Here is a 23,266-nt window from a genome sequence, read left to right on the forward strand (position 1 = left end):
AACCCCCAAATTACTCGCAGCAGTCATTCTTTAAGTTGTCGATTTTCTCTTTCAAGGACGGGATGTGATTTAAGATGTTACCGATATAAGGTTTGCCCTCGATATTAAGTGAATAATATATCCATTGCCCTTTTCTTGATTCGTTAACGAGTCCTGCATCTTTTAACTTGCGCAAATGCTGGCTGACGTTTGGCTGCGATGTCTCAAGAAATTCGACAAGGTCGCATACGCAAAGTGCCCGTTCTTTCAGCATCGCAAGCATTGTAAGACGAGTCTTGTCACCAAGCAATTTAAAATAATCTGCCATCACTTGAATCTGTTCCATTCGGAATCTCCTTATGCACCAATCACCCGCTGTTCTTGCAGCAGCTGAAGCACCTTTTCTTTTATTTCATCGCGGACTGCACGAAATTCTTCTATACTTCCTTGCTCGCCATTTTTACGCGTTGGATCGGGTATTTCCCATTGAATGTTTAGGATTTCAAATGGAACAACGGGGCACCTTTCGTTAGCTTTTTCGCAAAGCTTCACGACGATATTGGAGCTGGTGAAAATCTTCATATCTATTCGTTTGGGAAGATATGCAGAAATATCAATCCCGTCTTCTTTCATAACTGCAATTGCCAATGGGTGAATTTCACTTTCTTCTACCCCTGCACTGTTGACAAGGATCTGTTCCCCCGCAAAGTGTTTGGCGAATGCTTCAGCCATTTGAGTACGACAACGGCTATGAATTGATAAAAAATAAATGCTTAAAGGCTTTCTCATATCATCACCTCTTATCGTGAAAACCATGTCATAATCATATAATGATTTGCTTATATAATCAATGGATTATATATTGAGATTTTGTAAATGAAACACTTCACAAATAAGCCCGCCGGTTTTCAGCGGGCCCTTCGAATTAGCAGCATTTGTTTTTCACACGCATATCTGTAAGTTCCACTTGTTGAGGGGCAGGCGTGACACAGCAAACATCTTGTTGAGTATTTACGTGATCTTCCGCTGCTTCAAACTCACTATCCTCTTTGGTGTAAAACACTTCCCATGGATTACCTTCCGGATCTGATACCCAAATTTTATCCTGCACTGCATAACAGCATGTTGTATTCATTTCATCAAAAGAAACCAGTCCGGCTTCTTGCAAACGTGCTTTTGTTGCCAACACCTCTTCGGTATTCTGTACTTGAAAACCAAAATGATTTAACACACCTCGGCATTCGTATGGACGAACGTTTAACGAAAAATGCAATGAAGGATTATCAAGCTCAAACTTGGCGTAGTTTTCTTTAACTTTGGTCGGTTCTGCATTAAAAAGCTTCTTGTAAAACTCGAGTGATTGCTCCAGGTTTCTAACATTAATAGCCACGTGCATTTTCATGATTAAACACTCCTCTTTAAATCAATATTTTTTGATTATTTAAGCAAAAAATTAGCAACAGCCGTTTGGTTTAATGTTCGGTCTGAAAATACAGCATAGTTGCTCGGAAAGTAATGATCCAATTTCATCTGCATTAAGTTCATAATAACTCCAAGTTCCTTTGGTCTCCTTTGTAATAAGACCGGCATCCAACAGTATTTTTAGGTGATACGATAATTTGGATTGCGGCATCTCCACCATTTCAGTTAAATCGCAGACGCATGTATTGCCGCGCTGACACAATTCATATAGGATCTGGAGTCTCTTTTCATCTGCTAATGCTTTGAATTTTTGTTCGTACTTTTCAAATGATAATGGTGTAGTTGTTAGTTCATTGACTGGGATTGTTTTTTTCATCATGATCACCTTCTCTTATGCATTGACTGCACAACAGTTATTAGCGCAGCATACCTCGCCTACTCTGCTTACAACCTCATTTTTCTTGTTCCTCCAGATGCTGAACAGATTACTTATTGATCTACTCTTGCTTTCATTAAACATCCAGGCTGTGCGTAATTGCTCTTCAATTTCAGCTTGACGATGAATCATCAACTTCTCAGAAGTATACGTATTTAGGTGCATGTTAACACCTCCAGTATATCAATTTTTCTTGATTTATTTGCTTGAGAATAATTTACCACTTATTCAAGTTCAGATCAATAGTTAAATCAAATAAATTTGATTTATTAGTTACAATCTGTTTGAACGATTGTATATCCTCCATAAGTTGCTTAACAGCCTTCTTACGGGGTTTACATGTCTTTGCCGTTCTATATTGAATGAAAATATCATGGAGTTCATTGTTTTTTCGAATTGTGTTTGGGTGAATTCCTTCACCGGCTGGATCTAATTCTCTAGTCATTTCAGAAAGAGTTCGATATGTGATGTGACCCCCAAAAGTTAGACACTATATATCAGGCTAACTGCCTAGAATCATCCATTTAATAAATCCCCCGAGGAGTGCCACATGCACAAATTTTTCAGAATAACTAGGCCATCTCAATCGAAATTTTTCCATACGTTTACTCTGCGCCCCTTTTATGTTTTATGCCGAAAAACAAACAGACTCCTACCAGCATGAAAAATCACTGGTAGGAGTCATTAGCCGTTTCCGGCGGTTATGGCGAACTCCATCACCTTATGAACTTATGATTGTCATAGTCGCAATTCCCTTCTTGGTCAATCACTTTCGCTGTTAATGAATGGGGTTGGTTGTAAACCATTTCGCTGCATCAAAAGAACATAACCAAACAATTAAGAGCACAACGGTCATAAGGATTGACGTAAGGCTGATAGCCATATTTCCATACCTTTCCTTTGCAAGACAAAACAGTTTGGCCACCTTGGTTGTGCCATTCGTAATCCCTCCAAAAGGTATATTTATCACTTGGCTCTTCCTGCCGGGAAACGCTTCTCACCTCCAAATAAAATAAAAAAGACCCTCGCGCGAACAGAAAAATACCTTTTCTGCACGCTAAGGGCCTAATAAAAACACAAAAAGACCCCGTAAAAGGGTCATTGATATACAGAGTTACCTGTAAAAAAATACATGACCCATACAAAGCTTACGAGGTTAGCTGACGGACTCGGGATAGATGGTTCCCTACGATCGAATAATCGACCGATGTAAATTATTGGATAAAATTGTGAAAAAAGTATTATTCAGCAGCCATGGCAATTGCCTTTGTTTCATGTACCGTACCATATGGATGCTCAGGTGGCGCGTAAATAACGTAAATTTTTAATGGTATATGACCTGTATTGGTTATATTGTGCCATTTTCCAGCAGGTATCATAATGGCATAGTCGTCATAGGCTCTTTCTTGAAAATCTAATTTATTTTTGCTATCACCCATTTGAACAAGTCCCTGACCTTCTTCTATACGTATGAATTGATCAGTTGCCGGATGAACTTCCAAACCGATGTCTTCTCCAACATTAATACTCATCAAGGTCACTTGAAAGTGTTTCCCTGTCCATAATGCGGTGCGGTATGTTTTGTTTTGCTTAGCAGCTTGGTCAATATTCACTACAAATGGTTTCGGTCCATAATCTCTTAGTATGATGTTCCCATAAGGATTCAGGTTGATATTGCTCCAATTGTAATAATTGGGATTCCAATTATTACACCAATTGTTCTGATTCCAGTTGTTATACCTAGGATTATACCATTGATACTGATAGCATGATTTTTGGTACATTCTCGTTCTCCCTTCGTGACTGTATTTCATCTTTTATCCTATGCAGTTGCCTAATTAAGGGATTATCAAATGTGAATTAATGGGCAAGAGTCTATAAAAGTCGAGATGATATCAATTATTCAGATTGACATAGCCAATAACAAAGACCAATCTCCAATAACGGAAATTGGTCTTAGCTCTTTGCACCTTATGATTGATTACAGCTTCCTTACTAGTTAGAACTCTTTAGGTGCTCCCATTTGTAAATTCATTGAAGCAATAAAGACCTTAGTTTCATCAGTGCCTATATCGCTAATCGTTTTATAAATTTCCTTTAGTACGAAATCATATTCGTCATTTTCACTGTCATGATGGTAAGGAATACCCGGATAATGTGCACGGAAATAAGTATGCTCTTCAGCTCGTTCCCATTCTTCAAATAAACTTCTTAACTTCTCGACTTCATCTTCAGACGCATAGATCTCTAATTCATAGGCAGCATCGCCTTGATTATACATAATACTTTTTGACTGAACCGAAACATAATATTTTCTTTTTTCCATGTAAGATCCTCCTTTACCGTTATCTCAAAAAGAGTGTCCATATAATCGCACCTAAAATAATAAGAACTGGGAGTGCGAAATACGCAAGCACAATCGGATTGGATATTACCGGATGTTTAACTGTAGTCATACTGGTATTTTTATCCAAAACCTTATGCTGCTGTTTACGTATAAAATAAATTGAACTAAGTAATGAGAATACACATACGGCAGCACCAATGAGTCCCAACAAGGTATACATTTTTTGCATCCCTCCTCTAAACTACTTTATTTATTTTTCCGCTTTATGATTTTAATTATTCATTTTGTGTACAAATACCCTTAAATAAGAACTAACTTCTTGTTGTTTGCTTACATGTGGAAACACCAAGTATTGCGCTAAACGGACAATATCTGATAGTCCCCGTAATAATTGGCGCTACGCCAATTAACCCCCACCAACTTTTATAATAAATTCCAAATAGAATGATTATGGTTCCGATCGAAATTCTTATAATTTGCTCGGTTTTACCGACGTTACATTTCATGAGATACCGTCCTTCCAATAGATTTCTTTATTTACATTTCATCTGTTTTTGCATTATAATTCATAGTATATCAGTAGGATTTAGGGGGTTTTGAGTGTTGAGACTTTTAACTAAATTTGCTCAAGAGAAATGCCCGATCTGCAACGAAACACTTACCGCTGATAAATCAAACTCGCTTTTATCTCATATCTTAAAATCATGCCCTAATGAACATTATGAGAAGGAATTTATCCCTGCATTAGAGGGTTATATCGAGCATTACAAGACTCCAACAAAATAATTATGTGCAAATTCATAAAACCTATGTAATAAAAAAAAATCATTAGCCCATATGTGCTAATGATTTTTTTATTATTTTGCAATCTTTTCTTTCCAAGACATGACGCCGCCCTGCAAGTGTGCCAGATCGCGATATCCACTTTTTTGCAGAATTCTTGCAGCTTGCTTGCTTCGCATCCCGCTACGACAGTAAAGATATACATTTCTATCTCTCGGGATTTCGGATATTCTTTTTTTCATTTGTGACAAGGGAATATTTATCGCTCCTGGGATATAGCCTTGCTTTATTTCCATTGGTTCCCGAACATCAATTAAGATTTTTACGATGATTGCTCTTCAATTCATTTTGAAATTGATTCGGCAGAAGATTTTTTAGACCTTTGACTCCGGCAATTCGGGTATATACAAACCAAATTAAGGCAGCAACAATCACAATATTTAAGATCCATTTAAAATCCATGGCTACCCTCTTTTCTGAGTGAACTAACGGCTTTTGACCAACAATTCCACCGCTTGTTTGACTAATTTGCTTGTATCTCCGCCCGCTTCTTTTTCCTCAAAGATACATTTTTCAAGGTTTACTGCAACGATGTAGGCAATTGCTTTATCTGCTGCACTTCTGACAGCAGATAACTGTGCTACGACATCTTTGCACGGCTGTTCTTCTTCCATCATTTTCAAGACCCCGCGTATCTGTCCCTCAACACGCTTTAATCTTCGTTTTACATCATCATCGTATTGCATTCGAAACCCTCCAATTCTATACGTATATGGGTATACTCTTTCGTTCGATCTTTAAATAAATAAATTCACTTTCGCATCTACTGCATCGCCTAAATATGCAGCAACCCCTGCGTATTCGATACCATCCATCAGCTCTTCCTTTTGTAAACCGAGCAAGTCCATTGTCATCGTGCAAGCCACTAATTTGACCCCCTGCTCTTGAGCTAATTCAATGAGCTCAGGGAGAGTTAGAACATTATGCTTCTTCATTACATGCTTAATCATTTTAGGTCCCATTCCGCCAAAATTCATTTTGGATAGACCCAGCTTATTCGCGCCGCGTGGCATCATCTTTGCAAACATTTTTTCCAGGAATCCCTTTTTTAAGGCTACTTGTTCATCTTTACGAAGCGCGTTAAGCCCCCAAAATGTAAAGAAAATAGTCACATCATGGTCATATGCAGCCGCCCCGTTTGCAATAATAAATGCTGCAATAGCCTTATCTAATTCTCCACTAAAAAGAACAATTGTCGTTTTTTCATTATTTCCTGTCAAGATGTTCATCCCTTCTTTATTGTACATATACAAGTATGGGTATTCAATATTATAAAAAAAAAATGCACATTGTTTTAACCTTTAAAAAGATTGATGTTTTGGTTTTAAAAAGGAGCAGGACGCGGAACTTCTTCCTTCTCCTTCGTTTTATTACGCTTTTTTAATCCAAAATTTATATACGCCATTTTCCTCTGCATGGCTTAGCAATTCGTGTCCTGTACTTTTAGTCCAAGCCGCAAGGTCGTTTTTAGCACCTTTATCTGTCGCATGCACTTCTAATACTTGACCTGATTCGAGTTCTGCAATGGACTTCTTTGTTCTTACAATGGGCATCGGACAAGCGAGTCCTTTAGCGTCCAGCACTTTATCGCTGTTCATTGTTTTTCCTCCTTATTTATCATGAACTGCACAGCGGTTCGGACCGATTTCCATTTCACGCTGCTCTTCTTCATTTGGACTTATTTTCCCCATATTGGTTTGGCGAATTTCTTGGTAGGAGTTCGGTTGAGGCGGCAAGTTTTCGGTTACTGTTTTGCGGAACTCACCTTCATCTTGAATATTTAATCCCGGATTTTCTTTGTACAGAGCTCCTAAGCGACCGGATACAAGACCTCCTTCGCCAAGTTCAGTTACTTTACCGAAATGGGCAGGAAGTACAATCAACTCTTTGGATAGATCTTTATAGCGGCTGTAAAGCGTCTCACGAAGATCACCTACCCAATCTTCCGCGAGTCCTGCCAAATCGGGGCGACCAATCGACTCAACAAAGAGAATATCTCCAGTCAAAAGGTACTTATTATCGATAATGAAGGATGTCGATCCAATTGTGTGCCCCGGCGAATAAATAGGCTGCACTTTAATCGTTTCATTACCGACGTAAATGTCATTACCTTCTTCGAGTTTTTCATAGTTGAAAGTCACTTCAGTCGCATCTTTTGGCGGTAAATGATACGTCGCGCTGTATTTCTGAGCCAATGCTCTTCCCCCGGAAATGTGATCGGCATGAAGATGTGTGTCGATCGTATGAAGCAGCTTTACACCTTTCTCTTGCATAAATTGCTCGTATTGATCGATCATGCGGCTTGTATCGATAATTGCGGCTTCACCATTAGAGAGCACCATATATGACAGGCAGCCTTTGCCAATACGAACAAATTGGTAAAGCTCTCCTCCACCGGATAGATCGGCTACTCTTACAGGCTCGAGGTACTCGCTCCACGATTTCATACCGCCTTCAAGGTAAGAAACATTGCTTCTATCCGCCTCAGCAATTTGTTCCGCGACAAATATGGACGAACCTTCTTTAGCACAAACCACTAAGACATTTTTACCATCCGGGATACTTTCAAGAGCTGGATTAATGTCATCCAATAAATCAAAGTAGGGGATATTTATGATTTCAACGCTGTTTCCTTCGATTTTCCATTCATTAAAATCAGATTCATTCCGTACATCAAGGATAAACAATTCTTCGTTATTAAGGACTATTTTCGCGACTTCTTTCGCTGTCATTTTTTGTATCGTCATAGTTGCCTCCTACCCTCCAAATTATTAGTCCTTTTCAACTTCGCCTGTCCATTCGGTCATGCCTTGAACAGCATTTTTCACATTTTTAAATCCTTGCTCCGCTAATGTTTGACTAGCCAAATCACTTCGGTTACCGCTACGGCAAACCAAATAATATTCCTGCCCCGGATCAAGCTCATGCAACCGTTTTTCAAGCTCTCCTAATGGTATGGATTGGGCTCCAGGAATACGACCGAAAGCATATTCAGCAGGTTCGCGGACATCCAAAATGTTTAATTTTTCGCCAGCGGAAAGCTTATTTCGTATTTCTTCATTGGAAATCGTATGCGGAAATTTACTTTCTTCCTTGGTTTCAGTAGGATCTGATTTCCGAATATAGTGCTGGAAGATACCTTTATCTTCCTTCAAGCCGATATATTGATGACCGGTACGCTTCGCCCAACTTTGAAGATCTGCAACAGAACCTTTATCGGTTGCGCGTACCTCTAACACTTCACCCGTTTTCATCTCCTCTACCGTTTTTTTGGTACGAATCACCGGAAGCGGACATGCTAGACCCTCACATTCCAATGTTCGGTTAACCTGCAAATTTGTCATCAATAAAACCTCCTTGTGTTATTTACCATACTCCATGTTTCCAGTCCATTCCGACATGCCTCCAGGCATGTTAACGACGTTATAACCTAAACCGGACAAATATTCACACGCTCTTCCGCTGCGATTGCCGCTGCGGCAAACAACAAACGTTTCTTGCTTTGGATCAATTTCATTCAGCGCACTGTTGATCTGACCTAAAGGTATATGTTTGGCACCCGGAATGTGACCCGATTCCCACTCCTCAGGCTCGCGAACGTCCAGAATGTTCAGCTTTTCTTTTCTTTTGAGGCGGTCAAGAACTTCATTTGGAAGCTGTTCCTTATACGTTTTTCTGCTCATTCAGATCCTCCTAAAATAAGATCGAAATCCATATTTTAATGACTGTTGCTGTTATCAATCCAGCCAATATCCATTGAAGCATCTTTGTGTTGATGTTTTTACTTAGTTTTGCACCGATTGGCGAAGCAATGGCGCTGGCAATAACCAGGACAACGGATGGAATCAATAACATATGTCCGCCCATTGACTTTCCTGTCGTTGATCCAATCGACGAAATAAACGTAATTGCGAGCGAGGATGCAATTGCAACTCTTGTGGGAATTTTAAGTACCACAAGCATCACCGGTACTGTTATAAAAGCGCCTGCTGCACCTACAATTCCAGAAACAGTACCTATCATTAAAGCTAAAGTAACGGCTAGACGTTTATTGAATGTCACTTTGCTTAAATCTTGCGCATCATTCCCCTTTTTCGGCAGAAACATCATGACGGCTGCAATCAGAGCCAAAATGGCATATACGATATTGATCACTGAACTTGGCAACGTGTTTGAAACAAAGCTCCCCAAGAAACTCCCAGTGATAGTGGATACGCCCATATAGAGAACTAAAGTTTTATTAACAAGTCCTCGTTTTCGAAAAACCAGCATTCCCATTAAACTCGCGAAGAAAACTTGAACTGCACTGATTGCTGATACTTCCTGCGCGGTAAAAGCCGCAAATCCTAAAGCAGGCGGGATAAAAAGCAACATCGGATAGTTAATAATCGAACCGCCGATTCCCACCATTCCAGAAATGAATGAGCCCAAGAAGCCAATCGCGAAAATGGTCATGATCCATGCCAAATCCATAAGGCTCCTGCCTCTCTAAAAAATAAAATATAGTATGTTCTACTTCCACTATATACCCCATGGGGTATTATTTTGAGCAAAAAAAAACAAATTGACATTATTCCATTTTTATCAATTGCAATTTAAAAAGAAATGCTTTTTATAGACCTCCTTTTAGTTTGTACCCATACCCGTTGGGGTATGTGAATACTATAATAAAATTGTGCTTCTTCGTCAACCCCTTGGGATATGTTTTGTGTGCAAATGAATGAATTTCAATTATTTTTTATACATCAGAAAATAAGACTGAAAAGGATAATAAGCAAAAGTAATCCTAAAACAACGATTGAAGTAGTTAACAAAACAGCTGATACTTTATTTGTCGTTTTCATTAGTTCTCCTCCAGAATAATCTTTACTTTCTAGCTTGTTGCTTTATGTTTCCCACTCCATAAGCATGATATACCTTAATAAAATTTGGGATCAACAGTTTGAAATGACATACGCTCATCACCGTATGATTTGAATGGAATCAAAAAAGTAATAGCAAAACAACATGAACTCCTGCCAAAAGTATGGCAGGAGTTCATATTGGAATATTAACTCTCTTGGGGCAGCTGCCCTTGAATGGCTGAAACATTAGATAATTTGGTTCTTACGGGGGAACTATAGGGTACACCGCTTTTTTGTTTCCGGCGAATAATAATAAACGCAACGGCTGCTAAAAGAATTGCTACCGCGAGTAACTGAGAAATACGAATATTTTTACCTGCTTCCATCGCCCCCCACCCGAAGGAACTCATCGGACTCCATATCGCTTTAAGGAACGATGCCAACCATTGAGGACCTGCAAAGGCAAGGCTGTCTGTACGAACGCCTTCTACATAAAAACGACCGAGCGAATACCAGATGAAATAACTCATAAATAGCTCACCTGACCGTAAGAACGATCTTCGGCGAATCCATAACAGAACCAGAAGTCCGGTTAAACTCCATATTGATTCATATAAAAACGTCGGGTGGTAATACTGACCGTCAATGTACATTTGGTTCACGATAAAATTTGGAAGATGCAAGGTATTTCGCAAGAAACTCTCCGTTACAGGACCGCCATGCGCCTCTTGGTTCATAAAGTTCCCCCAGCGACCGATCATCTGTCCGGTTATTAAACCAGGTGCGCAAAAATCAGCAATCCGCCAAAAGTCATACCCTTTCCGCCGCGTATAAATAACAGCTGCTAGAATGGCACCAATTAAAGCGCCGTAAATGGCTATGCCGCCGTGCCATATTGCAATAATATCGGATAAGTTATCCCTATAATAGTTCCATTCAAATGCTACATAGTAAGTCCTTGCGCCAATTAAAGCGGACGGCAGCCCGATTAACAGTAAGTCCATAAAAAAATCAGATGAAATACCAAACCGTTTACCTTCTCTTATCGCAAGCATTAACCCAAGTAAAGCACCAAAACCAATAATAATTCCGTACCAATGAATCTGGATAGGCCCCAAAGAAATAGCAATTGAATTCAACACGATTTCGCTCTCACATCCCTGAATACAGTTTAATTCACTCTACTATAATAACAAAAAAACTGTCCTATCGGTTGACCTTCCGTATGTTTACATCAAGTATCTGAAATAGATATAGAAGCTTGATAACACGATGGAAAATAACATCAGTGGAAATCCAATCTTCAAAAACTGGACAAATTTGATCGGATACCCCTCTTTAGCCGACAAGCCAGCAACGATCAAGTTGGCACTTGCCCCGATCAACGATCCATTGCCACCCAAACAGGCACCAAGTGCAAGACTCCACCACAGCGGTTCAAGATTGCTGACTCCCATATTCCCCATCTCTTGAATCATAGGGATCATCGTTGCTACAAAAGGGATATTATCCAAAAAAGCAGATGCGATGGCGCTTAGCCACAAAATCAGCATCGAAGTAGCAATTATATTCCCTCCTGTCAATTCAATGGCCTGTGCAGCTAACTTGGCAATGACACCTGTTTCGATTAGTCCGGAGACAAGGACAAACAAACCGACGAAGAAAAAAATGGTCGTCCACTCTACTTTAGTAAGCGCCCCCTCCATCATATGTTCTCCAGTGAGAAGAAGGAGCAAGAATGCACCCGCTAATGCGACAGTGGCCGATTCCAAATGCATCAACTGATGAAGAAAAAAACCAAGAATCGTGAGGCCCAATACAGCCAAGCACTTCTTTAACAACTTTTGATCCGTAATTAATTCTTTTTCATTCATTTCCATAATGCTGCGTTTTAGTTCAGGGCTCGTCTGAATATGTTTGCGGTAGAGATAATAGAAAATCGGAACGTAGGTTATCATTACAATAACCGCGATAGGCGCTAGATTGTTGATAAACGCCATGAATGTTAATTCTTCAACTGCGCTTCCAATCATAATGTTCGGAGGATCGCCAATCAGTGTCGCTGTTCCTCCCACATTAGACGCAATAATCTGAGTGATTAAATACGGCATCGGATTCACCCGCAGCTGACGTGTTATGCTGAATGTTACGGGGACCATAAGAAGAACGGTTGTCACATTGTCAAGGAATGCTGACCCTATTGCTGTTATCCCGACTAATGCAAGCAATATCCTCATCGGATCACCTTTGGCTTTCTTGGCTGAAAGCACGGCGATGTATTTAAACAATCCTGTTTCTGCCGTAGTACTCACAATGATCATCATCCCGATCAATAGTCCAAGCGTATTAAAGTCGATGTGGTGAATAGCTGTTTCCTGATTGACAATTCCCAACCCAACCATCAATACTCCACCGATCATAGCAACAATTGTGCGGTGGATTTTTTCTGAAATAATCAACCCATAAATAACAAGAAATACCCCGATTGCAACGATAGCTTGTTGTTCCATGTTAACCTCCATATGAAGAAATGATGTAAAAAAAGCAAAAAGAGCCCGCTGTTGGCAGGCTCCTCCGGTAAAACATTAATATTATGTTTGCGTTTAACCCGATTATACGGTGGAGTCTCCGTATTGTAAAGTTATTTCCTCCTTTCTCCCATTTAAACCCTTGCATTATCCAATCATTATTTTTTCTTCAGGATAACGATAAAGTTGTTTGCTTTCTGTTCGAGCCAGTGAATAGGCTAGTGTTAATGGCCCTAATCGTCCGATAAACATTGTTGTAATAATAACTATCTTACCTGCTGAAGTAAGTTCACTCGTTAATCCCATAGACATCCCTACTGTTCCAAATGCAGAAGTCGCTTCAAACAATATCTCCAAAAAGTCTTTGTTTAAACGATGCTCTGTGATTGTAAGTAAAAATGTAGAAGTTAGCACAACACCAAGTGAAATAATAATAACCGCCAACGAGCGTAAAATGAGGCTTGTTGCAATTCTTTTTTTGTAGATTTGAAAATCCTCTCTGCCACTGACTATCGTGATTACGGATAAAACCAACACAGCAAAGGTATTCGTTTTAATTCCACCTGCCGTTGAACCAGATGAGCCCCCGACAAACATTAAGAAGATCATGAAAAATTGTGACGCGGGCATCATTATTGTGACATCAATTGAATTAAAGCCCGCCGTTCTGGGCACTACGCCTTGAAAATAACTCGCCCAAAATCTTTCTAGCCATGTAAGATGCCCGAATGTTTTTGAATTGGTCATCTCAATAACAAATGTAACTACAACCCCCAGAACGATTAAAAGGAGTGTTGTGGATACTGCTATTTTGGTATGTAGAGACAACTCTTTCCAGTTGCGCTTCTTCATGAGGTCCAATATAACTGTAAATCCAAGACCGCCTAGAATAAATAATAAGGAAATTACAATATTAACTACAGGGTCACCAACGTATCTCATCAAACTGTCCGGCCACAATGCAAAACCAGCGTTATTAAATGCGGAGATGGAATGGAAAACGCCATAATATAAGGCTCTCGCAACTCCATATTCCCCCATCCAGTGGATAGTAAGTAAGAGAGCAGCAGCAGACTCAATAGTCAAAGCAATAAAAAATATACTTAATGCTAACTTAACTACTCCCTGTGATGACAGGGAATTTATAGATTGTTGAATTAATAAGCGTTCCTTGAGACCAATTTTTTTACCAAGCAAAACGGCAATGAATACACCAAATGTCATGAAACCAAGTCCGCCAATTTGGATCAGAATCATGATGACAACTTCCCCGAATGTTGTAAACGTCGACGGTGTATCGAGCACAATTAGTCCTGTTACGCAAACCGCAGATGCTGACGTAAATAATGCATCCAGTGCCCCAATGCTATCTCCAGTTTCTGATGATATTGGGAGGGCAAGCAAGAACATCCCAATCAGAATGGATACAGCAAAACCGAACACAATCAATCTTGGTGCCGAAATTTTTATTCTTTGCCTTTTCATTCCAACAATAGTGCTTCTCATGATCAATCCCCCCTGATTTATAAAATAAAAAAGCCCCTTGCATGAACAGAAAATAAACACTGCATGCTGGGGCCATATAAAGACAGACCGATTCCATCCCAAAAATTGGATTTTCTGTTTTCCGATATTAGTCCCAAAATCTAATCTGGTATTACTGTACTTAAACAATATATAGTTGTCAAATTGCGTTTGCATCGAGCTTCCTCTCGTTGTTTCGCTTGACCAGCACTTGCATGATAAGACGCGGACCACGATCTTACTTCTCCCATCATTTATTGTTGGATATACGACAAGTAAAAAAACAAGTGATTCCCCGAGATCAAAAGCATCCCTTTCTTGTATAAAATAGTTATCATAGGAAAAAACATATAAGAGAAAGGGATCCTATTATCCGGAGGCGTATCAATAAAGTGTATATGAGAATTGCTGCAAATATCCTACTTGTGTGGTTTGCTTTAACGCCTATAAGTACCATAGCTAGCCCTTCTCCACAAAAGCCGCAGACCACACAATCGATTACAAAAAAGCTTGGTATTAAGAATAATGAATTTACGATTCATTGGAACGAAAGATTAGGAACCCCCTCCCTCTTACAGGGTTCCTTGAGCTCTCCATCGGCACATTCTCCCCAATGGATTGCATACGGGTTCTTTAATAAACTTCGGTCTACCTATGGTTTACGTGACCCTAAACGCGATTTGCAAATCGTGGATCTTGAGCGTACATCTGATCTTAACACAAACCTGAAATTGCAGCAGTTGCTCTTTAATACCCCTGTATATGGAGCAACACTTACTGTTCGGATCGATAATTCGGGTGTTGTTCGCCTAGTAGAAGGCACGATATATCCACACTTGGAACGAACCTTGTTCAATCGGGCAACGCACCCCGCGCTATCTCCCAAACAAGCCAAGCAAATCGCCTTACAGCATCTGACTGACAAAGACGCATATGTCCAGCAAGAACCGGACGTGCGACTATATTATTACCCTTTGCGCGGTGGAACCCAGCTTATTTATGAAGTTACTTTTCAACCTGCAGACTCAGCTGGATTGGCTCGTACCAAGGTACATGCTTTAATGGGACATGTGATTCCTTAATACATATGTCTTTGTCAAATAACCCACATCATGTAAACATGATGTGGGTTATTTGACGTTTTAGTAGTTGATTCAAACTCTTAAATGGTACTCCATTCCAACCGCAATAATAATTGCGCTTTAAACAGCTCCGTTAGGAAATCCACGTAATGCTCTTGCCGTACAATAACTCTGTATTCATGATTCGGGTAAGCATAGAAGAGAACGTCCGTATAGTCCTTATTCTGATCAAAGAAATGCCAAACCTGTCTGATGCGTTCCACATATGGCTTCTCCGTTAAAACTTGAATGTGAAATTCAAAATCGGAACCCTCCTTGGTCTCTTTTAGAACCATTATATTATTATCGAATTGATAACTAAGCATTTGTAGCCCTCCGTTTCTTAAATAAGATAGCGGCAATAAATGTACACGCTAGATAACAAGATCGATAGCAGCATCAAAGGAAAGCCAAATTTCAGATAGGCGGTAAACCGAATGGGATGTCCTTCCTTTCCGGAAAGGCCTGCCACGATCAAGTTTGCACTTGCACCAATTAAAGTGCCATTCCCCCCCAGACATGCGCCCAATGCCAAACTCCACCACAGCGGTTCCAGATTCGATACCCCCATGTGCCCCATCTCTTGAATCATAGGGATCATCGTTGCCACAAAGGGGATGTTATCAAGGAATGCAGAAGCAATGGCGCTTAGCCATAGAATCAGCATGGACGTAGCTAAAACGTCACCACCAGTCCATTCTATAGCACGCGCTGCCAATTCAGCAATGACGCCGGTCTCGACAAGGCCCGATACAAGTACAAAGAGACCGACGAAGAAGAATATCGTAGTCCATTCAATGCGCGTAAAGGCCTCTTCCATCGTATGCTCACCTGTCATCAGGAGCAGCAAAAAGGCACCGACCAGTGCAACTGTTGCAGACTCTAAATGTAACGACTGGTGCAGGAAAAAACCTATGATCGTCAACCCAAGCATGATTAAGCATTTGCGAAGTAATTTATGATCTGTGATGAGCTGTGAGGTATCCAGTTGGAGCAGGCTCATTTTCAATTCCGGCGTAGTCTTGATTTGATTTCTAAACATGAATACAAATATCGGGATATAAGACAGCATGATAATTCCCGCAATAGGCGCAAGATTCTCGATAAACGCCATGAACGTTAGTTCTTCTACCGCGCTGCCGATCATGATATTCGGAGGATCTCCGATTAACGTAGCCGTTCCTCCTACATTGGCCGCGATGATTTGCGTAAAGAGGAATGGCAAAGGATTCACTTGAAGTTGTCGCGTGATGCTGAACGTTACCGGGACTATAAGCAATACGGTTGTTACATTATCCAAAAAAGCTGATCCCGTCGCCGTTATCAGTGCTAGCGCGATCAGGATTCGAATCGGCTCTCCTTTTACCTTTTTGGCAGCCCAAACCGCGATATATTTGAACAACCCCGTTTCAGCCGTAATACTAACGATAATCATCATCCCGATTAAGAGTCCTAGCGTATTAAAATCGATATGATGCAATGCCGTTTCCTGATCCACAATTCCGAAAACAAGCATTAAACCGCCGCCAAGCATGGCTATTATCGTGCGATGTATTTTCTCAGAGATGATTAAAGCATAAATAACTAAAAAAATGCCAATGGCCCAGTAAGCTTGTACTTCCATAATTCCTCCTGCGATATCGTATATTTAGGTTATTCCCTTTTCCAATTATTCTCAAGCGTTTAATTTTTAGTATAAGCGGTTTTATCGTAAGTCACTGAACGAGCAACAAGAATAATGCGACACTGCACGTCAATACGAGCACACCTTCCTTCCCGTCAAAAGACGCAGGTAAGTTTAGAGCGAGAACAATGGATAAGCAGCCCTCGCATCTTCCATTTTTGCTTAAAAAACGACAAAAAGAGCCCGCTTTTGGCAGGCTCCTCCGATAAAACAACGAATATGCAATTTCTTCATAGATCATACATGAGAAGCTTAATTTTGTAAACTATTACGATATTCGAAACCAGTAACAGCCAATTGCAGAATCGCCAATCGGTATAGATCACACTTCCTAGCATGCCTTAATAAATTCCCATAAATTTCTAATAAAGGGTCGAAGCAGCCGATCTGACGGAATTTTCTCTCTTAGAGGAAAAGATTAGGCTTTCGGATTTGTGATAGAGTGAATCCCGATATCAAACAATGGAGGGATTCACATGTTTGCAAAGCCTATTCTACGTAAAATAATGGCCGTCGGCTTATGCACCGCGATCGGTTTCGGAGCAATATGCATCGGACAAGCCTCGCTTCTACCAAAAGCCTCAGCCGCGACTGTCTACGAAACGTAGGTCACTTCCGGAGGGGACTAAACCGGCAGAGGCTTTTTTAACATAATACTATTAAGGAATCACACTTACGTTGTCAATTGTTGACGTGTTAAGCATTGTATTAACCTTACTGAGTACCGCTAATCCAACATATACGTCCGTGGTCATGGAGATCGTTTCCGCGCCTACCAAAGACCAGCTCGATCCGTTCGCGGATGTATACGCGCTAATCGTAGTTCCGCTGCGCACCAGCTTCACCCAGTATGGAGCCGGATGGCCGCCTCCCGATGTATATACGCTAGTTCCGTCCGTCGATGTACGTCTGATAAACTGCGATTCTCCTCCCGGCGTAAGGTTCATCATGGCATGCTTGGAGCCGGCCGCCAGCGATTCGCGGATCATGACTCCCGCCTTAGCGTTACCATCCGTGTTCTGAACGTTTGCAACGCGGGCAACAATCTCACCGTCTCCATTCATTGTCCTGTATGCAAATTGATAGCTGTCCGCCGTTCCCCAAATATCGATGCCGGCTCCGCTTATGGTAAAGGTACTGCTCGCATATGTTGTGCTTCCTGCTATGCCAACACTTCCGATATCCTGATTGAGCCACGGACTCGGCAACCCTGATACAGCATTCGTCGTTATATTAAGCGCGCTGCTCGCTGCCGATACATTGGTAGCGGCATCCTTCGCTTTCACGGTGAAGCTGTATGCTGTGTTTGCCGTCAATCCGGTGCAAGTAAAGCTTGTTGCTGTCGTCGTCGAGCCGCACAATGTTGTTCCTCCGCGGTAAATATCATATCCGGTCACGGATACGTTATCGGTAGAAGCGGTCCATGTCAAATCCACCGATGTATCGGTCTTCGAAGGCGATGCCAAATTGGTCGGCGCAGAGGGAGCTGTCGTATCGCTCGTTCCACCTGATGTCGTAATCGTATATTTATCGATGTCTGCAGCGTTAACGTCGGCCGAATCTCTTTGCAGCTTAATCGTGTTGCCAGTGCCTACATTCAGAGGAATGGTGATTGCCGCAGTATCGGCAAACGTATTCCAGCTTCCCGTCGGAGCAAACGTAATCTGCTGCACATCCACGCCGTTGACATACAAGCTTAAGCTCCGATTGTCTGCATATCCATTGGCATAACGGATGACCAAGCTCGCATTTCCTCCCGCAGCCCCATTAACGCTGGCGATTTGAGAGTATGCGCCCACGCTGTTAATATTTCCGACCACCTTGCCCCCTGAAGCGTTGCTTGCATTTTGTTGCTGAGCACCGACTGCAAAGGTGCCATTCTCGGCTTCGTATACGGTCGTCGTGGTCCCTCCTGAACCGCCGCCTGATAGCTGTACGCGATTAAGCGTAAGATCATCCACGTATGCAAGTCCTGTCGCCCCCAAAATGAAAGGAAATACATTAAAGGAGGTTGTGCCAGCAGGAACTTTGAACAATATTTCCTTGTACTCGTAACCGGTGCTGTGGAAATTCATTTTGTGCTCGAGGAACGTCGAGCCTCCGCTGTTGACGAATCCAATCCCTATAAATACAGTCTCGGAAGGATTCGTGACCTTCACCCAGCCACCTAACCGGTATACCGCTCCAACTACCGGACTCGCAAAAGATTGCACGCGTCCCGCTGTACCCGTACCCAGCTGCATCGCCTTCGTACCGCTGTGTACATTAGCCGCTGTCGTTGTGATCGACGTATTCGTCCAATCTACAGGCCACCCGGTAAAGTCTGATTCGAAACCGGGGTTCGTGAGCGAATTGGCCAAGTAATCGCTTGTCACTGGCTCGATAAAAAGCGTATCAGCCGCGGGTTGAACCAAGGTAACGCCAAACGCATCTCCATATGCGTTAGCGCTGCCCCCTGCCGGCCGCAAATAATAGATCGTTGCGCTAGTGTTAGCCGCACCCGTAGTAAAGTTTAACGACTTTCTTGTTTGCGAGGTTGTATCGAACGTCACATACTGATCTGAGCCCCCGTACGAGTTGATGCCCAATCTGACCGTCGTCCCCGAAGCACCAACACTTCCCCAGCCCGACAAGGTGTAGGTTGTATTTGGGCTAAGTCCCGTGATCACCTGCTGCACGCCATCCGCTGACGTTCCGAGCTTCACTCTTGACCAACCGGAGAAGCTCGAGCTTTCGGTTACTGCCGTTTGAGCGTTCGTCTTCGTCCAGGAATTCAGCCCATTCTCGAAATCGCTGTTTGCCAGGAGGTTCTTATAGCTCGTATTTGTTAAAGAGAAGCTTGCGCTAGGAGGAGATGCGAAGTTTCGTCCCGGAGTCCAGTCTGCTCCCCCATACTCATAAGCGCCTACATCGGGCAGCGAACCCGTATAACCATCCGTAACTCCGGCAATGACCTGTCCGGCATCAATCGCCTTGGAGCCGCTCTGCAAGCGGAAATTGCCTGCTCCTGAGTTCACGAATCGAAGATCGGAAACGTCGGCATGCAGATTTTTGCCCCAGACGGCATAATTGCTTGGCGCAGCTATTTCAAGAATATTGTTGAAGATTTGGAAGCTGTAATAATCGTCGCCGCCCATAATGCCTTCAATGCCATAAAGTGTATTATTATAAATCAAATTGAAATGGCTTGGCGGATTCATCGCAAATCCCAATGCCAGATTCCACATCACGTTGTGGTGGATTAAGAAATTGGAAGATCCATTATCCAAGTAAATGCCGCTTACTAGGCCTTCATCTCCATCATGAATATAATTATGGTCAATCTCGCTACCTGCCCCATCAGTACGAAATACATAGATCGCGCCGGCATCGTCCATCAGCGTACTGAAGTGTGAGATATCGTTATAGGTAATGCGGACTGCACTCGTTGTTTTCGGCAGGATGGCGCCGCGTCCTGTTTTATAAATCGTATTGTAGGCCAGCAACGTATTGGGAGCGGTGTAGTACGAGCTGACATAGATACCCGCATCGTCCGTTCCGTTGTAATCGCATTCGTGGATTTCATTGTTCACGACGCTGTTGCCGCTTCCCGTAACGACGACACAGTTGCCGGAGCTGTAAGCCACTTGGCTGTTCTTGAGCACGTTATTGTTCCCTTTGATCTGAATACCAGTTGTATCGTCTCCCCAAGCGTATCCAGGCGTATTGGTATGCGTCACATACTTAGCATCGATTCCGTCCATGATGTTGTTGTTTGAATTGTTCGTGCTGATCGAGCTCGCGAACAGCTTCAATCCTTTAATCTGAATGTACGATTTGTTAGCAAGATTGAATGCGTACTGACGAGCTTTGACTTCCACATTCGTCGGGCTGCCTCCACCCGGAGCTTGGAGGTACAAAGTCCCTGCCGAATAGTACCACTCTTTGGCTGTATCGAGTAAATTCAGCTTGCCGTATAGATAATACCGGCTTCCCGCTCCCGGAACGGCATCGGAAGGAACCGTATTGAACGTAACGGAACCGACGGCGGAATTCGTAATTACGCTTGTCTGGGCAACCCAGTGGTTCGGTGCGTCTACCCAAATCCGGGCTCCGGTATAATAACCGGCCGCTTGCGTAAGACCGGAATCGGAAACCTGCGTAACCGAGCCTCCGGCAGCCGTTCTAAACTGAGGGTTGCTAAGTACAGCGTCTTGGTCCGTAATGTTCGGCCACCTGGCCTCGATCATCATTTCCCCATTCACGAAGACTTGATTTTCCGCACCCAGTCCTAGCGTTGTGGTCGCTTTGTACACAGATCCCGAGTGGACGGACCATCCCGCTGTCACCGCATCCGCTCCACTTACCGTTACCGTTTCCCCCGTATAAGCTTGATAGGTAATCAAATTGCCGGCCGAACCCGAATTGGCGGGCGTTATTGTCTCCCGGTAAGTACCGCCGCGGATTATGACTGTGTCTCCTGCGACTGCGATGCTTGCTGCTTTTTGAATGGTTTTGAAAGGCGATGCTTGCGTGCCCGAATTGGTGTCGCTCCCTGTTGTCGCGACATAGTAGGAGGTTGCTGCATTTGCAATTTGTGGACCCGTGACATACACGCTTAAAGCAATCAGAACCGATAATGCGAGCAAATAGTACCTTCTGAACATCATTTCCCCTCCAATTTGTTAGTGCACGAATACTAACACGATCCATTTTCCAACCAGTAAATAAAGCGCTTTCATATTCAACTTTAATGGAGTACGGTTTCGATAATAATTGTGGAAACTGTCTTTTGAATAGTAACAATTTTGGAGAAAAGTATCGAAATGGACTATGTTCCTCGTTAAATCTAACCTATTATGCGATCCGTCAGCGATGTGCCGACGGACCCCATAAGAAGATAACTTTATTTAGCTCCTGTTGCGGCCATCCAAGCGTCAAGCTGCTTCTTCACTTCAGCTTCAACAGTTTTCTGCCCCGCCTTCTCCAATGCAGCCTTATATTTCGGCAGCATCGTTGCTGGGTCTGCGACACCGAAATTCAGCATCGGCAAGTATTCATCGTTCACTGCGTTAATTGCGGCTTCTTCGGTTTTTACGGATTCCGAATTGAAATGGAAGGCATATAGAGGCGAAACTTCAGCCGACTCATTCAGTTGTTTCGTTTGCTCCCACAAATCCTTCGGCTGCCCTTCTCTGAGCAAGCCATTGAATTGATTGCCGAACACCCAATCGATACCTGGGTTGTAGCCGCTGCCTTCGATAGCTTGATAATAACCATCCACTTCATTGTAGTGTTTGCCTTTGATTCCGTAGCAAAGCAGGTGGTATAAAGTCTTATCGGTGTTGACCAATTCTAAGAACATCAAAGCTCTTTCCGGGTTTTTGGAGTTTTTGCTAATGGCATTCATCGTAGCATTTACCCCGGTGAACGATGACTCCTTAAGCTGCTGCCTGACGACCTCATGCCCGCCGTTTTTTGTTTTCATCTCGAACTCTCCGCCCGGTTTAAAGGTGACGTCCGTCGAGACCGCGACATTGCCCTCTTTAATAAAGGCATCGAAATCTTTCACTGTTGCCAAATCTTGATACACATACCCTTTCTCATACCAGCTGTGAATCAAGTTCCAATACGCAAGGCGCTCCGGTGAAGCGTTCGTATCGACTGGTATGAATGGATTATTCTTGTAGTACCATATCCAGCCGCTGTTCCTTAATTCATTACCGTAATCCGGAATGTTGCGGTAGTCTTGGAAAGCGAACGGAATAATATCCGGCTCATTTTCTTTCAGCGTCTTCAGGAACGGCTCCAAGTCCGCTGTTTTCTTAACCGAAGTGATATCAAAGTTGTACTTATCCACCAGATCTTTGCGGAATACGAAGCCCGCTGCCGTAGCGGCTACTTGATAATTCGGGATGGCATACACTTTACCGTCCGCAGGGTTTTTAATATCCTCCCAGAATTTATCTGGCATCATCTCTTTTGCGGTTTTGGGAGCATACTTCGGCAGTAAGTCATCAAGTGCCAGGAAAGCGCCTTTGGACACATTTTGCGAGTAGCTGAGCAGCCATGATGCTGTCGTCCATACGATATCCATGTTCTCATTGGCTGCAATCATGGGGTTCATCTTCTGATCGTAGCTGCCAAAATCATACGGGACCAGCTTTATCGTTGCATTTAATTTCGTATTGTCTTTGAGGTACGCATTTACGGCATCTTGCACTTCCTGTTGATCCGGCTGAAGAGCTCCTGTTCCGTAATGCCAAGTCAGCTCGACCTGCGGTAACTCGGCCTCGGTCGGTTCTCCCTTGGTATCCGCGTTAGTAGCCGTATTGTCTGCTGCGGGCGTTTGCTCATTCTGTTTGTTAGTGGAAGCCCCTTCCTTGTTGTCGTCGGACGAGCAGCCGCTAATCACAATTGATAAGGCAAACATAAGAGCTAACATGCCTTTCATTCCTGTTTGTCTGTTAATCGCATTCATTCTTGACCCTCCCAAAATGGTATGGATGACTCTATTTCAAACTACTGAAGGGCTCATCTTTTCCATTCTACCTCCTTT

At 42.5% G+C, this 23,266-nt stretch carries 23 protein-coding genes and 1 riboswitch; of the genes, 1 reads left to right on the forward strand and 22 read right to left on the reverse strand.

All coding sequences use genetic code 11. The features are described from left to right. Positions 1-10 precede the first annotated feature (10 nt). From I8J30_RS07685 to I8J30_RS07770, 18 genes are all read right to left on the reverse strand, one after another. Positions 11-325: an ArsR/SmtB family transcription factor gene (locus I8J30_RS07685; protein ID WP_210656896.1), complete on the reverse strand. Its 315-nt coding sequence runs from the start codon at positions 323-325 to the stop codon at positions 11-13. A gap of 11 nt (positions 326-336) precedes the next feature. After that, a complete protein-coding gene (locus I8J30_RS07690) occupies positions 337-768 on the reverse strand; it encodes an arsenate reductase ArsC (protein WP_210656898.1) in 432 nt (143 codons plus the stop codon). Between the two features lie 136 nt (positions 769-904). Then, positions 905-1,381, reverse strand: coding sequence for an ArsI/CadI family heavy metal resistance metalloenzyme (locus I8J30_RS07695; RefSeq protein WP_210656900.1), 477 nt, complete (start codon positions 1,379-1,381; stop codon positions 905-907). Between the two features lie 51 nt (positions 1,382-1,432). Further along, positions 1,433-1,780 (reverse strand): ArsR/SmtB family transcription factor, encoded by a 348-nt coding sequence (locus I8J30_RS07700; protein WP_420831213.1) that lies wholly within the window; start codon positions 1,778-1,780, stop codon positions 1,433-1,435. A gap of 725 nt (positions 1,781-2,505) precedes the next feature. Beyond that, positions 2,506-2,567: riboswitch (Fluoride riboswitch) on the reverse strand. Positions 2,568-3,078: 511 nt separating this feature from the next. After that, positions 3,079-3,621 carry a cupin domain-containing protein gene (locus tag I8J30_RS07705; RefSeq protein WP_210656902.1) on the reverse strand — a complete coding sequence of 181 codons (543 nt, stop codon included), beginning with the start codon at positions 3,619-3,621 and terminating at the stop codon, positions 3,079-3,081. Positions 3,622-3,836: 215 nt separating this feature from the next. After that, on the reverse strand, positions 3,837-4,163 hold the full coding sequence (locus tag I8J30_RS07710; protein ID WP_210656904.1) for a hypothetical protein: 327 nt from the start codon (positions 4,161-4,163) through the stop codon (positions 3,837-3,839). Positions 4,164-4,495: 332 nt separating this feature from the next. Beyond that, on the reverse strand, positions 4,496-4,690 hold the full coding sequence (locus tag I8J30_RS07715; RefSeq protein WP_210656906.1) for a YgaP family membrane protein: 195 nt from the start codon (positions 4,688-4,690) through the stop codon (positions 4,496-4,498). 351 nt (positions 4,691-5,041) lie between these two features. Next, entirely contained in the window at positions 5,042-5,263 is a 222-nt protein-coding gene (locus I8J30_RS33930) for a rhodanese-like domain-containing protein (protein ID WP_338044828.1), read from the reverse strand. Positions 5,264-5,452: 189 nt separating this feature from the next. Beyond that, on the reverse strand, positions 5,453-5,713 hold the full coding sequence (locus tag I8J30_RS07725) for a metal-sensitive transcriptional regulator (RefSeq protein WP_090984970.1): 261 nt from the start codon (positions 5,711-5,713) through the stop codon (positions 5,453-5,455). A gap of 51 nt (positions 5,714-5,764) precedes the next feature. Then, positions 5,765-6,247, reverse strand: coding sequence for a DsrE/DsrF/DrsH-like family protein (locus I8J30_RS07730; RefSeq protein WP_240547900.1), 483 nt, complete (start codon positions 6,245-6,247; stop codon positions 5,765-5,767). A 150-nt stretch (positions 6,248-6,397) separates the two neighbouring features. Continuing rightward, positions 6,398-6,625: a sulfurtransferase TusA family protein gene (locus I8J30_RS07735; protein WP_210656910.1), complete on the reverse strand. Its 228-nt coding sequence runs from the start codon at positions 6,623-6,625 to the stop codon at positions 6,398-6,400. Positions 6,626-6,637: 12 nt separating this feature from the next. Then, positions 6,638-7,774, reverse strand: coding sequence for an MBL fold metallo-hydrolase (locus tag I8J30_RS07740; RefSeq protein WP_210656911.1), 1,137 nt, complete (start codon positions 7,772-7,774; stop codon positions 6,638-6,640). A 24-nt stretch (positions 7,775-7,798) separates the two neighbouring features. After that, entirely contained in the window at positions 7,799-8,371 is a 573-nt protein-coding gene (locus I8J30_RS07745; protein ID WP_210656913.1) for a sulfurtransferase TusA family protein, read from the reverse strand. 18 nt (positions 8,372-8,389) lie between these two features. Then, a complete protein-coding gene (locus I8J30_RS07750) occupies positions 8,390-8,710 on the reverse strand; it encodes a rhodanese-like domain-containing protein (RefSeq protein ID WP_210656915.1) in 321 nt (106 codons plus the stop codon). A gap of 10 nt (positions 8,711-8,720) precedes the next feature. Next, complete coding sequence (locus tag I8J30_RS07755; protein WP_210656917.1) at positions 8,721-9,500, reverse strand: sulfite exporter TauE/SafE family protein; 780 nt, start codon at positions 9,498-9,500, stop codon at positions 8,721-8,723. 577 nt (positions 9,501-10,077) lie between these two features. Then, a complete protein-coding gene (lgt, locus tag I8J30_RS07760; RefSeq protein ID WP_210656919.1) occupies positions 10,078-11,013 on the reverse strand; it encodes a prolipoprotein diacylglyceryl transferase in 936 nt (311 codons plus the stop codon). A gap of 87 nt (positions 11,014-11,100) precedes the next feature. Further along, positions 11,101-12,381 carry an ArsB/NhaD family transporter gene (locus tag I8J30_RS07765; RefSeq protein WP_210656921.1) on the reverse strand — a complete coding sequence of 427 codons (1,281 nt, stop codon included), beginning with the start codon at positions 12,379-12,381 and terminating at the stop codon, positions 11,101-11,103. 165 nt (positions 12,382-12,546) lie between these two features. Further along, on the reverse strand, positions 12,547-13,905 hold the full coding sequence (locus tag I8J30_RS07770) for a TrkH family potassium uptake protein (protein WP_240547901.1): 1,359 nt from the start codon (positions 13,903-13,905) through the stop codon (positions 12,547-12,549). Between the two features lie 410 nt (positions 13,906-14,315). On the opposite strand from I8J30_RS07770, the gene I8J30_RS07775 reads away from it, so the two are divergent. After that, the gene (locus I8J30_RS07775; protein WP_210656923.1) at positions 14,316-15,005 is read left to right on the forward strand and encodes a hypothetical protein; all 690 of its coding nucleotides are present in this window, start codon (positions 14,316-14,318) and stop codon (positions 15,003-15,005) included. An 80-nt stretch (positions 15,006-15,085) separates the two neighbouring features. Here I8J30_RS07775 and I8J30_RS07780 read toward each other — a convergent pair whose 3' ends face one another. The 4 genes from I8J30_RS07780 to I8J30_RS07795 form a co-directional block, all read right to left on the reverse strand. Next, positions 15,086-15,268 (reverse strand): hypothetical protein, encoded by a 183-nt coding sequence (locus I8J30_RS07780; protein WP_210656925.1) that lies wholly within the window; start codon positions 15,266-15,268, stop codon positions 15,086-15,088. Positions 15,269-15,387: 119 nt separating this feature from the next. Beyond that, the gene (locus I8J30_RS07785) at positions 15,388-16,668 is read right to left on the reverse strand and encodes an ArsB/NhaD family transporter (RefSeq protein WP_210656927.1); all 1,281 of its coding nucleotides are present in this window, start codon (positions 16,666-16,668) and stop codon (positions 15,388-15,390) included. Between the two features lie 719 nt (positions 16,669-17,387). Next, on the reverse strand, positions 17,388-21,377 hold the full coding sequence (locus I8J30_RS07790; RefSeq protein ID WP_210656929.1) for a fibronectin type III domain-containing protein: 3,990 nt from the start codon (positions 21,375-21,377) through the stop codon (positions 17,388-17,390). A 236-nt stretch (positions 21,378-21,613) separates the two neighbouring features. After that, positions 21,614-23,188 (reverse strand): ABC transporter substrate-binding protein, encoded by a 1,575-nt coding sequence (locus tag I8J30_RS07795; RefSeq protein ID WP_210656931.1) that lies wholly within the window; start codon positions 23,186-23,188, stop codon positions 21,614-21,616. Positions 23,189-23,266: the final 78 nt, after the last annotated feature.

Origin of the sequence: Paenibacillus lignilyticus, from assembly GCF_017942085.1 — a bacterium.
GTDB lineage: Bacteria > Bacillota > Bacilli > Paenibacillales > Paenibacillaceae > Paenibacillus_Z > Paenibacillus_Z lignilyticus.

What these genes read in the sequence shown, in the direction of transcription:
- I8J30_RS07705 (WP_210656902.1), bottom strand. Translation starts at nt 3,621, where the DNA reads ATGTACCAAAAATCATGCTATCAGTATCAATGGTATAATCCTAGGTAT.
- I8J30_RS07725 (WP_090984970.1), bottom strand. Translation starts at nt 5,713, where the DNA reads ATGCAATACGATGATGATGTAAAACGAAGATTAAAGCGTGTTGAGGGA.
- I8J30_RS07715 (WP_210656906.1), bottom strand. Translation starts at nt 4,690, where the DNA reads ATGAAATGTAACGTCGGTAAAACCGAGCAAATTATAAGAATTTCGATC.
- I8J30_RS07770 (WP_240547901.1), bottom strand. Translation starts at nt 13,905, where the DNA reads ATGAGAAGCACTATTGTTGGAATGAAAAGGCAAAGAATAAAAATTTCG.
- I8J30_RS07790 (WP_210656929.1), bottom strand. Translation starts at nt 21,377, where the DNA reads ATGATGTTCAGAAGGTACTATTTGCTCGCATTATCGGTTCTGATTGCT.
- I8J30_RS07785 (WP_210656927.1), bottom strand. Translation starts at nt 16,668, where the DNA reads ATGGAAGTACAAGCTTACTGGGCCATTGGCATTTTTTTAGTTATTTAT.
- I8J30_RS07750 (WP_210656915.1), bottom strand. Translation starts at nt 8,710, where the DNA reads ATGAGCAGAAAAACGTATAAGGAACAGCTTCCAAATGAAGTTCTTGAC.
- I8J30_RS07735 (WP_210656910.1), bottom strand. Translation starts at nt 6,625, where the DNA reads ATGAACAGCGATAAAGTGCTGGACGCTAAAGGACTCGCTTGTCCGATG.
- I8J30_RS07690 (WP_210656898.1), bottom strand. Translation starts at nt 768, where the DNA reads ATGAGAAAGCCTTTAAGCATTTATTTTTTATCAATTCATAGCCGTTGT.
- I8J30_RS07710 (WP_210656904.1), bottom strand. Translation starts at nt 4,163, where the DNA reads ATGGAAAAAAGAAAATATTATGTTTCGGTTCAGTCAAAAAGTATTATG.
- I8J30_RS07755 (WP_210656917.1), bottom strand. Translation starts at nt 9,500, where the DNA reads ATGGATTTGGCATGGATCATGACCATTTTCGCGATTGGCTTCTTGGGC.
- I8J30_RS07795 (WP_210656931.1), bottom strand. Translation starts at nt 23,188, where the DNA reads ATGAATGCGATTAACAGACAAACAGGAATGAAAGGCATGTTAGCTCTT.
- I8J30_RS07765 (WP_210656921.1), bottom strand. Translation starts at nt 12,381, where the DNA reads ATGGAACAACAAGCTATCGTTGCAATCGGGGTATTTCTTGTTATTTAT.
- I8J30_RS07695 (WP_210656900.1), bottom strand. Translation starts at nt 1,381, where the DNA reads ATGAAAATGCACGTGGCTATTAATGTTAGAAACCTGGAGCAATCACTC.
- I8J30_RS07700 (WP_420831213.1), bottom strand. Translation starts at nt 1,780, where the DNA reads ATGATGAAAAAAACAATCCCAGTCAATGAACTAACAACTACACCATTA.
- I8J30_RS33930 (WP_338044828.1), bottom strand. Translation starts at nt 5,263, where the DNA reads ATGGAAATAAAGCAAGGCTATATCCCAGGAGCGATAAATATTCCCTTG.
- I8J30_RS07685 (WP_210656896.1), bottom strand. Translation starts at nt 325, where the DNA reads ATGGAACAGATTCAAGTGATGGCAGATTATTTTAAATTGCTTGGTGAC.
- I8J30_RS07740 (WP_210656911.1), bottom strand. Translation starts at nt 7,774, where the DNA reads ATGACGATACAAAAAATGACAGCGAAAGAAGTCGCGAAAATAGTCCTT.
- I8J30_RS07745 (WP_210656913.1), bottom strand. Translation starts at nt 8,371, where the DNA reads ATGACAAATTTGCAGGTTAACCGAACATTGGAATGTGAGGGTCTAGCA.